Annotated in this window: 14 protein-coding genes; 2 read left to right on the plus strand and 12 right to left on the minus strand. The window is 39.1% G+C overall.

The features are described from left to right. Position 1: 1 nt before the first annotated feature. The 11 genes from KI369_RS08330 to KI369_RS08380 form a co-directional block, all read right to left on the minus strand. On the minus strand, positions 2 to 1,105 hold the full coding sequence (locus KI369_RS08330) for a DgaE family pyridoxal phosphate-dependent ammonia lyase (protein ID WP_212955646.1): 1,104 nt from the start codon (positions 1,103 to 1,105) through the stop codon (positions 2 to 4). After that, a complete protein-coding gene (locus tag KI369_RS08335) occupies positions 1,083 to 2,183 on the minus strand; it encodes an amidohydrolase/deacetylase family metallohydrolase (RefSeq protein ID WP_212955647.1) in 1,101 nt (366 codons plus the stop codon). Before KI369_RS08335 ends, KI369_RS08330 begins: the two co-directional genes overlap by 23 nt. Before the next feature lie 352 nt (positions 2,184 to 2,535). Further along, the gene (locus KI369_RS08340; RefSeq protein WP_212955648.1) at positions 2,536 to 3,396 is read right to left on the minus strand and encodes a M15 family metallopeptidase; all 861 of its coding nucleotides are present in this window, start codon (positions 3,394 to 3,396) and stop codon (positions 2,536 to 2,538) included. Positions 3,397 to 3,478: 82 nt separating this feature from the next. Beyond that, positions 3,479 to 4,585, minus strand: a complete 1,107-nt coding sequence (locus KI369_RS08345) for a HAMP domain-containing sensor histidine kinase (protein ID WP_212955649.1) — start codon at positions 4,583 to 4,585, stop codon at positions 3,479 to 3,481. Further along, positions 4,578 to 5,276, minus strand: coding sequence for a response regulator transcription factor (locus KI369_RS08350; RefSeq protein WP_212955650.1), 699 nt, complete (start codon positions 5,274 to 5,276; stop codon positions 4,578 to 4,580). Before KI369_RS08350 ends, KI369_RS08345 begins: the two co-directional genes overlap by 8 nt. A 90-nt stretch (positions 5,277 to 5,366) precedes the next feature. Continuing rightward, positions 5,367 to 6,473 (minus strand): o-succinylbenzoate synthase, encoded by a 1,107-nt coding sequence (gene menC, locus KI369_RS08355; RefSeq protein WP_212955651.1) that lies wholly within the window; start codon positions 6,471 to 6,473, stop codon positions 5,367 to 5,369. Next, a complete protein-coding gene (locus KI369_RS08360; protein WP_212955652.1) occupies positions 6,474 to 7,919 on the minus strand; it encodes an o-succinylbenzoate--CoA ligase in 1,446 nt (481 codons plus the stop codon). 224 nt (positions 7,920 to 8,143) lie between these two features. Continuing rightward, entirely contained in the window at positions 8,144 to 8,962 is an 819-nt protein-coding gene (gene menB, locus KI369_RS08365; protein WP_000963888.1) for a 1,4-dihydroxy-2-naphthoyl-CoA synthase, read from the minus strand. A gap of 68 nt (positions 8,963 to 9,030) precedes the next feature. Beyond that, entirely contained in the window at positions 9,031 to 9,843 is an 813-nt protein-coding gene (gene menH, locus KI369_RS08370; protein ID WP_212955653.1) for a 2-succinyl-6-hydroxy-2,4-cyclohexadiene-1-carboxylate synthase, read from the minus strand. After that, positions 9,840 to 11,594 carry a 2-succinyl-5-enolpyruvyl-6-hydroxy-3-cyclohexene-1-carboxylic-acid synthase gene (menD, locus tag KI369_RS08375; RefSeq protein WP_212955654.1) on the minus strand — a complete coding sequence of 585 codons (1,755 nt, stop codon included), beginning with the start codon at positions 11,592 to 11,594 and terminating at the stop codon, positions 9,840 to 9,842. Before menD ends, menH begins: the two co-directional genes overlap by 4 nt. After that, positions 11,591 to 12,985: an isochorismate synthase gene (locus tag KI369_RS08380; protein WP_212955655.1), complete on the minus strand. Its 1,395-nt coding sequence runs from the start codon at positions 12,983 to 12,985 to the stop codon at positions 11,591 to 11,593. The genes menD and KI369_RS08380 overlap by 4 nt, the downstream gene beginning before the upstream one ends. A gap of 194 nt (positions 12,986 to 13,179) precedes the next feature. Between KI369_RS08380 and KI369_RS08385 the strand changes: the two genes are divergently transcribed. Continuing rightward, a complete protein-coding gene (locus tag KI369_RS08385; RefSeq protein ID WP_212955656.1) occupies positions 13,180 to 14,133 on the plus strand; it encodes a 1,4-dihydroxy-2-naphthoate polyprenyltransferase in 954 nt (317 codons plus the stop codon). 110 nt (positions 14,134 to 14,243) lie between these two features. Further along, positions 14,244 to 14,975, plus strand: coding sequence for a yteA family sporulation protein (locus KI369_RS08390; RefSeq protein WP_212955657.1), 732 nt, complete (start codon positions 14,244 to 14,246; stop codon positions 14,973 to 14,975). A gap of 154 nt (positions 14,976 to 15,129) precedes the next feature. On the opposite strand, the gene cspD is transcribed toward KI369_RS08390, so the two are convergent. Further along, a complete protein-coding gene (gene cspD / locus KI369_RS08395) occupies positions 15,130 to 15,330 on the minus strand; it encodes a cold-shock protein (protein ID WP_212955658.1) in 201 nt (66 codons plus the stop codon). Positions 15,331 to 15,585: the final 255 nt, after the last annotated feature.

The following is a 15,585-nucleotide window of genomic DNA, read 5'->3' on the forward strand; positions in this document are numbered from 1 at the left end:
TTTAGTTTCCCCCTACAATTTCTCTCATTTTTTCTTCAATTACATGTATGTCATCACCTTGAAGTGGACGTGGATCGATATCAAAGAACCCTTGTCTTACTCCATAATCACGTGTATAAATCGCGATTTCCCCTTCGCGTAATGCAGTCACAACGTCTTTTGCCGATTTATTTAATTCTTCCTCGTTAATATGAATACGAGCTCTAAAGATTGCTCTTCCCGCTTCATCTTGAACGATTGTTACATTTACGCCGTTTAATTCTTTTAGCGGCATAAGTACTTGTAACAACTCTTTTTCTTGCTCACTCTTATCTTCTTTTACTCCGTACTCATCAAGCGCTTGAAGTAAGCCAAATGTTGTTTCTTTCCCAACTTTCATACTTCTTCCGATGCAATGTAATTGCACTTTCAGCCACTCAATATACTTTCTTTTACCACCGACAATACCAGAAGTAGGTCCTTCAATTGCCTTTGAACCGCTATAAATGGCAAGGTCTGAATACTTCACATATTTTTGAATATCTTCTTCAGCTGCCGCATCGACGATAAGTGGGATGTTATTTCGCTGTGCTACTTCCCATGCTTCTTCAACAGAAATCATATTTTTTTGCACGGCATGATGGGATTTCACATAAAGAATCGCTGCTGTGTTTTCACCAATTGCGTCTTCTATATGCTCTGCTTTCCCTTCATTTGCATAACCAACTTCTACAAGTTTTCCTCCGCCTAAGTAAATCATCGTTTCAACAGGAGCACCGTATTGAACGTTATGACCTTTTAACATAATCACTTCGTTTTTCGCGATTACTTCTTGATGGAGTCTTTCACTTTTACGGCGATTTCCTTCTGTAACGATACCAGCGATAGAAAGCGCAATTCCGCTCGATGCTGAATTCACAACGACCGCTGCCTCTGAGTCTAGAATTCTCGCAATATGGTCTCCTGCTTTATCTACTAAATCAGCAATTTCCACATAATTTTGTCCACCATGTTTCATCGCATCCATAACTGTATCTGTAGGAGCGGATACACCTAAAATACTCATTCTACCGCTCGCATTAATCACTCTTTTCAATCCGTACTTAGCATTCAATGAATGACCCATTAATTACAACCCCTTTCGTATCAATCCTTTTTTCAGCAATGCGCTGATCCCCTTCTGAATCAATTAACGTAACCTTTTCATCTTTCACCGTAAATAAAGTTAAGTTTGCAATATCGCCTTCTTGAATACGGCCAAGCTCTGGTTTTTTAAGCCACTCTGCTGCATTTTTCGTCACCGCATCAATTACTTCTTCTAGCGGATAACCTAAGTAAAGGAATTTTGAAAGAACGTGAGCCATACTATACACTGGACCATGCACACGATTCTTCCGATAAATATCTGTACTAATTGTATTAAGCGCAATACCGTGACGCTTCGCTGCCTCTGCTACTTTAAAAGAAAAACTAGCATTGCCGTGACCTACATCTAAATGAACACCGCGGTTCACTGCATCTAGTAACACAGGTAGCGGTTTGCCTTCTTCATCAAATAAATTATTTTCTTTCCCGTTTAAGTAATGTGTAATAACATCATCTTTTTCTAAAAGAGGTACAACTTCCTCAATGCGAGGAGGCGCTGAACCGATATGTACCATAATCGGTAATGATGTTTCGCGAGATAAAGAGCGCGCTATATGAAGCGGTTCAATTCCACTATCACAAACGACACTTTTACTCATTCTCGCCTTTAACCCAACGATTACATCTTTATATTTTTCTACTGCTTCTATTACTTTCTCTTTATCGATCCATTCCATATTGGATAATTCATCAATTCGTTTCAAACCGATGCGAGAAATATTTAAAAAAGCAAATAAATTCGTCTTTGCCTGTTCTCTACTTTTTACTAAATCTGCAATGCGATCAGCTCCGCAGCTACCTGCATCAACAATTGTCGTTACCCCTTGCTTAACGCCAATTTCATCCACCTCATCGCCATACGGATCAAACTCTGGAAAAGCATGAACGTGTAAATCAATCCAACCACTCGATACGTAAGTACCTGAGTAATCAAGAACCTTTCCACCCTCACCAGCACCAGCTTTCGTCACCTGTGCGATTTTATTATTTTCAATTACAATGTCAATCTCTTCCCCGTTCACACGTTTCACATTACGTAGTACGAATCGTTCTGTCATTGTACTTCCACCCTTTTCTATAAGAAGCCATAAGAATACGCTTACATTAAAGTTTCATTTTATATCTCTTTCACACGTTTAGCGTAACACAAAAAAAGAGAGAAGTAAATATAACGTTATAATGTTTAAAAATAAAAGATACTCCTCAAAATGCTGATAGTACAGGAAATTATATCAACGATTTTTCGAATATATCTATCATAACTTACAATATATCAACGATTTTTCAATTATATCTATCGTAACTCAAAATATATCAACGATTCGACAAGGAATATCGATTTACCGACAAAACCGCCAATCTCTTTCTTATATACGAAAAGGCTGCCCCAAAAGGGAACAACCTCTTTATCTATTCCTGAACCGTCACAATAACCCCATCCATATTATTCCCGGAAATTTCATACTGCTTATTCACTGGGACACTCACTTTCATATTCCCTGAAACTTTATAATAAGAAACCGTATATTTCTTACCTTCCACATCGGTTGTGATTTCTTTTTCCTCTTTTAAGAAATCTAAGTATTCCTCTAATGTAATTTTCTTTTTTTGCATAATTGCGCTATGAGGTAAGCCGACATAACGAATGTGCCATGGCTCATATTGAATGCCTGTAATATCACTTTTATTTTTCGGGTAGCGTAACACAAAGCCGTGCTTCCATACGTTTTCTGCAACCCACTTACCTTCAGGAGCTTTCTCCATTTTCTTTTGTGTTGATCCAACGTCCAGTGATAATCCTAAATTATGTTCACTATATCCTGCTGGAAGTGCATAGTCTGATCCCATTTCTTTATATAATTTACTTTGTTCTTTAAAATCTCGATACCCACTACTCATTAAGAAATGCTGTACTCCATCTTTTCCAGCTGCATCGACAACGTTCAAAAACTTTTTTACAACTCCCTTTGATAAGCGAAGATTTCTATCAAATATTACATAGCCCCTTACTAATTCACTATTATGATTTACATTTATAATATCGGACCTAATACTATCTTTTTTTACTGGGTAATCTTTGTTAACTAATAATAAATCCCCTTTATAAATTTCATCTTTTGTAATCTCCACCTTTTCCATATTGGCAGCCTTTACTGCACTATTTTCCCCGCCGATTTTCACATCAATTTCCTTTTGAAACAACGGTGATATATAAACGCCTACACAGATTGTGCATGCTATAAAAAAAGAAATAAATACCCACTTTTTCATTTCTAGTTCCTCCTTAACGTAACTTACGTATAGAATAGAAAAAACTATTAAAATAAAAAGTGGGGTAAAGTTTAAATTTTTATTAAATTGTTAAGCTCTCGTCTTTTGGCAATCTCACTTCAAACATTGTTCTAACTACATTACTTTCAGCAGAAATTGTACCGTTATGTTGCTCAACAATATTTTTCGCAATAAACAGTCCAAGTCCTGTCCCGCCACGGTTCTCAGTTCTCGATTTATCACCTGTATAAAACATATCAAAAAGATACGGTAAATCTTCTTCTGGAATGCTATCTCCATAATTCATAACTTGTACGACAACTTCTTCATTATCGATATACCCATTCAGATCAACAAATTGCCCGTCATATCCGTATCGAACGGCATTTGTTAACAAGTTTTCAAATACTCTAGCTAACAATTTTCCATCACCGTTAATCGGCAAATGAGGATCAACATTCAATCTAGCTTCTAAATGATGTTTCTCTAATAACGGATACAATTCCTCATCTAGCTGCATGAGTAGCTCACTTATATCAATCGGCTTTTTATCCAGCTTTAGCATGCCATAATTCATACGTGTAATTTCAAATAACTCATCAATTAAACTTTCGAGCCTTTGCGATTTCGTATATGCAATCGTGGAAAAATGTTTAATTTGTTCCTTTGTTAAGTTCTCATCTTTAAGAATTAAATCTAAATATCCTAACACGGATGTTAATGGTGTCCTTAAATCATGAGCCAAATTCACAACGAGCTGGTCTTTACTACTTTCAGCAAAGTCTCCTCTTTCCACAGCTTCTTTTAATTTTTCACTCGCAACATTTATTTCACGCGCGATATCTCCAAACTCATCATTTGATGAAATTTGAACTTGTTTTGTAAAATCTCCGTTCGCAAGATGATGAATCCCATTAGAAATTTCATCAAAGTATTTTAAATACGGTTTTGTCAAAAAGAAGAAAAAGATAATAGATAACGGGATAAAGAAAATTAAAAAGAAGTTAATGTCTCCAAATTCTCTTACGATTGACCTAAATTGCGCTAATGGCTCTTCGTAGCGAACCATCGTTTTATAATACAACTGCAATCCTTTATAAATTATATAAGTTACAGTTGCAGCGAGCACCATACTTAACGCAAATAAGGTAATCATTTTAAATCGAAAGCTTTTCATCATGTTACCCATTGAAAGTATAACCTACCCCCCACACTGTTTTTATTAACTTATCTTTTCTTTTATCTTCCCCAAGTTTTTTCCGTAACGTACGAATATGTACCATAACTGTATTTCCACCTTCATAATAACCATCTGCCCATACTTGCTGAAAAATATTTTCCACATTGTACACTTTCTTCGGATGGCTCGCTAATAAATATAAAATATCGAACTCTTTCGGTGTTAACTCAATTTGCTCACCATATACATCAACCGTTCGGCGCTCAGGATCAATCACAACCCCACCTATCGCTAAAGCAGACTTGCTCTCCGCTACTTTCGGCTGATTTAACGTAAGAAATCGGCGTAATTGTGCATTTACACGCGCAACTAATTCAATCGGTGTAAAAGGTTTCGTCATATAATCATCTGCGCCTAATACTAGACCTGTCACCTTATCAAAATCGGATGTTTTCGCACTCAAGAAAATGATCGGCATATGATGCTTCGCGCGAATTTGACGCGTCACCTCATACCCATCCATTTTCGGCATCATAATATCTAAAACCACTAAGTCGATTGGCTGCGTTTCAATAATATGAACTGCCTCTTCCCCATCCGCTGCCTTCACAACATGGTACCCTTCTTTTTCTAAATGTATCTCAATTAAATCAGCAATTTCTGCCTCATCATCCACTATTAAAATTGAAATGCGCTTCATTTTACTCCCCCTTTATACGCTCGATTTTAAACTAGTCTATCCAATTTGTACAATACGAAAAGGTTACTCATAAGAGTAACCTTTGTTATTTCATCTTTCAAACACGATCCGCTGCTTCGTTATTTCTGCTAGTCTTCCGCGATCCACCTCATACTCAGCATCAACACTTTGCGGCACAATCACTTTTCCGCCCTCAAGCATCACTTCCGGCGAAATAATATCCTTTTCCCAATGTCTACTAGAAGCGGATATATCTCCTGGAATCGTAAAATTCGGCAATGAAGCAAGCGCAACATTTTGCGCTCGTGAAATCCCCATTTCCACCATACCGCCGCACCAAACTGGTATGTTATGCTCCATGCAATAATCATGAATTTGAATGGATTCTGTTAATCCGCCCACTCGCCCTGGTTTAATATTAACGATGCGGCAACTGCCAAGCGTAATTGCAACGCGTGCATCTTCTAAACTATGGATACTTTCATCTAAACAAATCGGCGTTTCAATTTTCTTTTGCAACTGTGCATGATCGAGAAAATCGTAGTCCGCTAGTGGTTGTTCAATCATCATCAATTGAAATTCATCTAATCGTTTTAGTTTCTCCGTATCCGCTAATGTATAGGCTGAATTTGCATCAGCCATTAACGGGATGTGCGGGAACTCTTTACGAATCTCTTTCAATAATTCGTAATCATGTCCCGGTTTTATTTTCACTTTAAAACGCTCGTATCCTTCTTCTGCGTACTTCTCAATTTGTTTTAACATAACCGGAATCGTATTGATCCCAATGACAACACCAACTTCAATTTCATTCCTAGTTCCGCCAAACAATGTCGCTAATGACTTCTTTTGATGCTTCGCATATAAATCCCAAACAGCTCCTTCTATTCCGGCCTTTGCCATTCGGTTTCTCTTTATATGTTGAAACAAACTAGGCATTTCATTCGGATGGGAAATTTCAGCTTTCAATAAATCCGGTATTAAAAAATCCTGAAGTACATGCAGCGCAGTTTTCACTGTTTCTTCCGTATACCACGGTTCAGAGAACGCAACGACCTCGCCAAATCCAATGTGCCCGTCCGTATCTTCTAATTCAATGACGATACTCTCACGCTTTTCATACGTTCCGTAGCTTGTAGCAAACGGGATGACGAGTGGCATTTCCGTTATATGAAGTGTCGCTTTTTTTATCTCCACTTACATCTCCTCCACTAATTGTCTTAACTCTCGTCTTAACAATTTTTTCGAAGCATTTCGTGGTAATTCCTCTAAGAAACATGCTTTTTTAGGCACCTTATATTTCGCTAATTTCTCCTCACAAAAGTGAAGAATTTCTTCTTCTGTTACCTCTCCGCTTTTTACAACAAAAGCAGCGGGTACTTGTCCCCATTTATCGTCAGCCATACCAACAACACCAGCTTCCGCTACCATCGGATGAGAAAGCAACACTTCTTCAATTTGAGCCGGGTATATATTCTCTCCGCCAGAAATAATTAAATCACTGCGGCGATCTAATACGTATAAAAATCCTTCTTCGTCTAAATAACCGAGGTCACCAGTATGAAGCCATCCATTTTGAATTGTTTCGCGCGTCGCATCTTCACGGTTAAAGTACCCACCTGTTACGTTCGGTCCTTTTACTACAATCTCGCCTTCCGCAAAAGGTGGCACTACTACGCCATCTTTTTCAATACGAAGTTGGCACTGAAATAGTGGTTTCCCGGCTGATCCTACTTTCGTTAACATATAATCCGCGGATAACGTACAAATTTGTGATGATGTTTCTGTCATACCGTACGTTTGATATACAGGAATTCCTTTTTCTACACATGTTTCAAGTAACGGTTTCGGTGCCGGTCCTCCTCCAAGTAACATGCATCGTAAAGAAGATGGATATGTCTTTTCTCCTAGTCTCTCTAATAGATCTGTTAACATTTTAGAAACGACAGAAATAATCGTAACACCTCTCGTTTGAAGTGCTTTATGAATAAAATCAGCATCATATTTCGGAACAAGTAAAATGCGCATTCCGTACATAATGTTTTTCATTAAAAGGGAAAGACCGCCAACGTGGAACATCGGCATACAAGCTAACCAGCAATCATCATCACGAAGCCCTAAATTAAGCGAAGAACCAACCGCGCTTGCCCAGTGATTGCCGTACGTTAAAATAACGCCTTTCGGTTTTCCTGTCGTCCCTGACGTATAAATAATTGTCATCGCTTCTTCTAAAGAGAATTCTTCTTGTATAGAGGCTTCCGCCTTCGGTCCATTCATCACTTCAGCAAATGAATAGACAGGAACAGCTTTAGCATCAAAATCTTGATCCGTCACTAAACAAATCACTTCAGCATCATCCATTTGCCAAAGTAGCTCTTCTCTTGAAAGACGCGTATTTAAAAGCACAGCTACTGCACCTACGTAAGATAGGGCGTGAATAACTGTAATCATCTCCATACCATTTTTCATCAGAACAGCCACCTTTTGCCCACGCTTCACTCCTACATGTGTGAGGTGTTCACAAACAGATACTACTTTTTCATGCAGCTCCATAAAAGTAACTTTCTCTTCCTCTATTTCAATTGCAGTGCGATCTGGTGTTAAAAATGCGCGCTGCATTAACCAATTCGGCATCGTCTCCATCATCCATTCTCCTTTCATGAAAGAAAGAGACTTGATATGACATCAAGTCTCTTAGTTGTTTTGTTTCCATCTCACACTCTGGACGAACCGCTTACGCCTTTGGTTTCATCCAGCTACAGCGGCTAGAACAGTCGGTCGTTTCACGCCTTCCTACGAGGCAAAAAGCGCCTCTACGTCAGGAGTTCCAACGCCCTCGTGTTCTAAGCGAGCCGCTTCCGCTTTCATCACGGGAAACGAGGGAATTGACCGAAGTCCGGACTGCGTTTTTCTTTGAACGCGTCACGACCTTCTTTTGCTTCGTCAGTTGTGTAGTACAATAACGTTGCATCTCCAGCTAGTTGTTGAATACCAGCTAGACCGTCTGTGTCTGCGTTGAATGCAGCTTTTAGGAAACGAAGTGCCATTGGGCTGTTTGCTAAGATTTCTTGTGCCCATTGTACTGTTTCTGCTTCAAGTTCTTCTAATGGTACTACTGTGTTTACTAAGCCCATATCAAGCGCTTCTTGTGCACTATATTGACGGCATAGGTACCAAATTTCGCGAGCTTTCTTGTGGCCTACCATACGAGCTAGGTAACCAGCTCCGTATCCACCGTCAAAGCTTCCTACTTTAGGACCTGTTTGTCCGAATACAGCGTTGTCTGCAGCGATCGTTAAGTCACATACGATATGAAGTACGTGTCCTCCGCCGATTGCATAACCTGCTACCATTGCGATAACTGGTTTAGGAATTGCGCGAATTAGACGTTGTAAGTCTAATACGTTTAAACGAGGGATTTGGTCGTCACCTACATATCCACCATGACCGCGAACTTTTTGGTCGCCGCCAGAACAGAATGCACGTCCACCTTCACCTGTTAAAATGATAACGCCAACATTTGCATCATCACGAGCGTGTGCAAAAGCGTTGATTAACTCCATTACCGTTTTTGGACGGAATGCGTTATGTACTTCAGGACGGTTAATCGAAATCTTTGCGATACCATTGTATGTTGAATAAATAATATCTTCGTAATTGCCTTCTTTTACCCATTCAATAGCCATTACAACTACCTCCTTGTATATTTCTGATCTCCTCTATAAGTGTAGCTTCCTTCTTAGATGAAAAAGCATCACTGCATAGTTTTTAGAAATCCCTTTACTATTGTATCAAACTTTTCCGGTTGTTCCACATGAATTGCATGGCCAGCACCATCAATTTTGAAAAATTTCGCGTCAGAGACGCATTTTTCGATGTTTTTTAATATGCGAAAGAACTTTTCATCATGCTCCCCGTTCATTAAAAGAACAGGCATTTTTAAGTTATGCAGCTCATTCCACCATGAAGGCTGAGCTCCTGTCCCCATGCCGCGCAAACTATTTGCGAGCCCTTTTGGGTTGTTTGCAAATCGTTCTTTTCGCACTGCTTCTTGTACGTTTTGTGCTAAACGTTTTTGCGTTTCAAAAAGCGGAATATTTTCCCACATCGTTACAAAACTTTTGATACCTTCTCGCTCAATTTTATGAGCAAGTCGCTCATCTTTTTCACGACGTTCTTTTCTGTCCTCTTCACTTTCAAGCCCAGCTGTACAATTTTCTAATAAAAGAGAATGTACATACTCTGGATATAGACATGCCATCGTAATCGCCAGTCTACCACCCATTGAATAGCCAAGTATGTGCGCTTTTTCAATATGAAGGTAATCTAGCAATTCTTTCATTTGCAATGCTACATTTCGAATATCATAATGCATTACATCTTCAGGGCTTTCCGTTTTTCCGTGCCCAACAATGTCTACTAAAATGACTTGAAACTGCTCGCTCCAAGAAGGAACGAAGGAACGCCACGTTTCCATGCTTCCCGTAAAACCATGAAGAAGTAGAAGTGGTTCCCCGCTTCCGACTACTTCATATTCATACGTTACACCTTGCAACGTTACGTTCATTTTGATTCACCTTGCAACGATGTAGTAATTACATCCTGTGTTTTTGCCCATAATGTACGGTGCAATGTTAAGTTTTCATCACGGTTCGTACAAATTTCCACAACGTGTAAACCTTCCGCCCTTGTTCCTTTTTGTACCTCTTCTCGGAATTGCTCCCAGCCATTTACACGGCTAAATGAGCCGCCGTACATTTTAACAACATGCTCATAATCAAGCCCAATTGGCGTTCCAAATAATGATTCGAAGTGTTCCTTTTTCTCATACTGTGGTAAGAATGAGAAAATGCCACCACCGTCATTATTTACAACGACAATCGTTATATTTAATTCATGTAATTTTGCGGCTAATAATCCGTTTAAATCGTGATAGAATGATAAATCACCGATCACTAGTACGAGCGGATCGCAAATAATGCTCGCTCCTAAAGCTGTCGAAATAATGCCATCAATCCCATTCACACCGCGGTTTGCCATCACTTGAATATTTTTATCCGATGTGAAGAAGAATGAATCTGTATCACGAATTGGCATACTATTACTCGCAAATAATGTTGTCCCTTCTGGTAGTACACGGACGATATCCGTAATAACTTTCCCTTCAAATGCAGTATCATATGTTTCCATTTCACGAAGCGTTTCCTTCGTTTTTTCGTTTATATGTTGCCACATTCTGAACCAATCATTCTTTTTCATAACTGGCATTTTTTCTATTAGTGCCCTGCAAAATGCAATATCATTCGCCTGTACAACTTCTGTCGCAACAAGAGCTGGATCTCTCCATTGTCCTGATTCGTCAACAACGATATGAACAGCTTTCGTTTGTTTTTTGATGAACTGCGTTAAAGCTTTCGAAACAGGCATACCACCGAAGCGAATCATAACTTCTGGCTTCCACGTTTCCTTTAACAGCTCATTTCGTAAAAATGTATCGTAACAATCGATTACCATCGTTTTATCGTGGTGTCCGCTACGAATGTTAGAAAGTGGATCCGCTAATATTGGATATCCCGTTTTTTCAGCTAATTGCGTTGCAAACGCTGCGATTTCTGGATGACTATCATCTCCACAAATAATAAGCCCCTTTTCCATATGTGAAAGGCGCCCTACAAGAGAATCTACATATTCACTCGGCATCGTCACGTTCCCTTGCTGAACTACTCCTGTATATTCCCCGCGTCCTTTATCCCATAAACTTTTTAATGAGAAATCCGGGATAAGCGGTTCGCGAACTGGAAAATTAAGATGAACAGGTCCTTGCGGCGCTAGAAGTGCGCTTGCTATCGTGCGCTGCGTCGTCATGCGAGCATAATGATACATCGCTTCACTCGTTTCTGGAAGTGCCATCTCTGTAAATTGCTTCACAAATGTACCGTATAAATTGAATTGATTCATCGCTTGTGGTGCACCGACATCTCTTAATTCATGCGGTCTATCTGCCGTTAAGACGATAAGCGGTACTCGTGAATGAAAAGCTTCACATACAGCTGGATAGTAGTTCGCAGCTGCCGTTCCTGATGTACATAATAATGCAACAGGACGTTTTTTTGCTTTTGCAATACCGAGCGCAAAAAATCCTGCAGATCTTTCATCTACATGTAAATATGTGTTCATTCCTTCATGTTGTTCCATTAGTAAAGCAATCGGCGTTGACCGTGAGCCTGGACTAATGACAACATCACATACATTTAGACGCGTCAGTTCATCCACGAACGCGCCTAAATAATATGATAATGCTTCTATATGATTGTTCATTTCATTAATTCCTCCAAAGCACCAAGCATCGGTCTAAACTTCAAGCTTGTTTCTTCATATTCAAGTTGCGGTACTGAATCAATTACAATCCCGCAGCCGGCAAATAAGGATGCTTTCTCGCCATTTAATAATCCGCAGCGAAGTGCAACCGCAAATTCACCATTTCCTTCATCATCTATCCAACCAATTGGTGCACCATATAATCCTCTGTCTAACAATTCAACATCACGAATCAGTTTCATCGCTTCCAAACGAGGTGTCCCGCCAAGGGCTGGTGTTGGATGTAATTCTTCTACCATTGTTAAAAGACTCGCATCGCCTTTTGCCTCTACAGGCGTATATAAATGAATTAAGTTTTTCGTTGTTAGTAAGCCCGGACTTTCCGGAATATTAACGGATTCACAGTGCTCATTTAGTACACCGCGAATCATGTTCACAACATAACCATGTTCAGCTAAATTCTTTTCATCATGAAGAAGCGCATTACTATTTCGTTTACTTTCTTCTATAGATTGACCATGACCAGTTGAACCAGCAAGACACATCGAAGTAAACTTCTCATCTTCTTTGCGAATTAATCTCTCTGGCGTCGCTCCTAAGAAGCATGCTCCTTTATAATCAAAAGAAAATACGTAACAATCCGGTTGCCCAATGCGAAGCGCTTCTAAAACGAGAGCAGAATCAATATAATGATCCATTTCTACTTTTAGCTCCCGCGCTAATACAACCTTCTGCACGTTCCCCTGCTTCATCTCATCTTGCACTTTCTCAATCGCCTTCATCCAGCCTTTCGGATCTACTTCTACTTTAGAAGTAACTGTTAATTTCGATCCTTCTAGTGCACGTTTACTCTCCCCAAAAATTTTCTCTTCCAAAGAAACAATTTCGTTATAAAGAGTTTCTGCACAATCTGTTGCTGAAACGAATGTATTCATTGTTAACCATGCTTTTTCATTTTTTACAGTTAATAAAAATGCTGGTAGTGAAAATGTCGTATCATCAAATTCTTTCCATAAGTCCGTTTTCTCCTTTTCTTGGTCAAATGAAAATCCACCAAATAAAAGAGGACCTGTTCCAAATTCGTATCTTTCTCTTTGTACAAATGCTTTCTCTTTTACTTTATCCCACTCGTCACGAGCAGTTTGAAAGCGTTTGTGAGAAGCAGTTGCTATAGTGAAAACAGAGCCAATTCCAGCAAATATTACATGCTGAGCTGGGTCTGCAAAATAACATCTATTTTCGAATGCAATCCTTTTTCCTGCTGCATAAAACAGAAGCGGATCCATCCAGTCTATTTGTTTTACAAAACTAACCAATATTTTTTCATCAGTTGCACGCTTAATGGCCGCACTAAGAACTTCTTGCAAGCCTATTTGTTTCGTTTGAATCACAATTGTCTCCCCCCTATGGGCGAAAAATAGTCATAATTACGCTTGATTTTAAGATACACCTCAAACGAAAGGCCTGTCAACGTTTAGCATTTCTGAGAAATTCACCTTCTCTTCCTAGAAAATAAACGTTGACACTAAATGATGCTTTTTCTACACTTAGTTGTGTACAATATGTGACCAAAGGAGGATTCAACATGGAAATGAACGTCGAAACGAATTCCTCTCCTACGGCGCCAAAGCCAAGTAAGCAAACAGGCTGGCGCATTTGGTGGAGTTTACTACGTCCCCATACATTAACAGCAGCTTTCGTTCCTGTTTTCATCGGAACAGCCTATGCAATGCAGGTCGGAGGTATAAATCAAATACATCTCCCTCTTTTCCTTATGATGCTTCTTGCTTGCCTTCTCATTCAAGCAGCAACAAACATGTTTAATGAATACTTTGATTATAAAAGAGGACTCGATCACGAAGGGTCAGTTGGTATCGGCGGCGCTATCGTTCGCGATGGCATTCAGCCAAAAACAGTGCTTAACTTAGCATTTGGATTTTTTGGGATCGCAATACTATTAGGTGTTTATATTTGTATGAATTCTAGTTGGTGGCTTGCTGCAATCGGTCTTATTTGTATGGCCGTTGCTTACCTTTATACAGGCGGTCCACTTCCAATTGCATATACACCATTTGGAGAGTTAACAGCCGGATTATTTATGGGTGTCATTATTATTGGAATTTCATTCTTTATTCAAACTGGAACTGTAACATCAGAAATCATTTTACTATCTATTCCAAGCTCCATTTTAATTGGTGCTATTTTACTAGCTAATAACATTCGTGACTTAGATGGCGATAAAGAAAACGGTCGTAAAACGTTAGCAATTCTCGTTGGACGTGAAAGAGCCGTTGGTGTACTTGCTTCTATGTTCATCGTTTCCTACATTTGGACAATTGCTTTAATTATTGTGGGCATCGTATCACCATGGATGCTTATCGTATTTTTAAGTGCACCGAAAGCATTTAAAGCGACGAAAGGCTTTATCGGCAAAAGCATTCCAATGGAAATGGTACCTGCGATGATTGCAACAGCAAAAACAAATACAATCTTCGGTCTCCTTATGGGAATCGGATTATTGCTTGGATATTTCCTATAGAAAGGAGCTGCTAACGCGGCTCCTTTTTCATATACCAATTTCAGCTCATAATTCCTACTCGCAACGCTCATACTATGTAAAGAAACTGAATTGTAGGAAGGTGGACGACTATGTTAACTCCACAACAAATAAATCAATTTAAATCCGTTTTAGAAAAACAAAAACAAGAACTAGAGCAAACGATACAAACACATGAAAATGAAGATCGTGCATCTGAACGCGATTCCGTTGGGGAATTATCTAGCTACGATAACCATCCAGCTGATATGGCAACAGAATTATATGAACGTGAAAAGGATTTTGGACTCATCGAACTTTGGCATAAACAGCTAGAAGATACGAAAAATGCCCTGCAAAAAATAGAAGGTGGTACGTACGGCATTTGTGAAGTATCTGGTGAGGAAATTCCGTTTGAAAGATTAGAAGCAATGCCAACTGCTACAACATGCGTTCAGCACGCGACAAATAAATTAAATATGGAAACTCGTCCAGTTGAGGAAGAAGTGTTATCTCCTTCTTTCCATAAGCACGATGAAGATCATTCTGTTGAGTACGATGCAGAAGATGCGTGGCAAGATGTTGCCAATTATGGAACGTCTGAAACGCCGTCTGATTTAGAAAGACAAGACTCTAAAAACTATAATGGCATGTACGTAAATAGCGAAGAGAATGTAGGCTACGTAGAGGATTTTGAAAACTTTATCGGTACAGATATGTATGGAAAAAATCCGCAAGTTTTCGCTACGGAAGAGCATGAAGAATATGAACAAATGCTTGATGACTTTGAAGAGCGTACGTTTAAGGGCGAATTATCTTCAAATGAGTCGAGTTCCAAAGAATAAAGTGAAACTTTAATCAGTGGGGATTTTACGGGCAGTTGATCCCACCTCCCCCTTCTTTTCTTTCGCTGAATTTTAAGGCGGGGGTCTTACTGCCCGTTAATGCGGGATAAAAAAAAGCATTCCGAAAATCGGAATGCTTTTTATCGCTAGCTAATTAGTTTTTTGTAACGTTAGCTGCTTGTGGTCCGCGGTTGCCTTCAACGATTTCGAAAGTAACTTCTTGACCTTCTTCTAAAGTTTTGAAACCTTCACCTTGGATAGCTGAGAAGTGAACGAATACATCGTCTCCACCTTCAACTTCGATGAAACCGAAACCTTTTTCGCCGTTAAACCATTTAACTTTACCTGTTTGCATGTCATGTACCTCCTAAATAAAAATGAAACTATGAATCCACATGAAAAGGTGGATATAAAGGACATGAATGTATAACAAGCTTACAGCCTTTAATTCAACGTGCTTTATTTCCGTACCACATTATGTAGCTCAATAGTGATTTCACTATATCACGCTATATTAAAAACGTCAAATGAGAACACTTTCATTTCATCATTTTTTATCATCCTAGTATAACCTTAAATTTTCATTCTATTTTTATTCAAAAATTAACAA

The organism is Bacillus sanguinis (assembly GCF_018332475.1).
GTDB lineage: Bacteria > Bacillota > Bacilli > Bacillales > Bacillaceae_G > Bacillus_A > Bacillus_A sanguinis.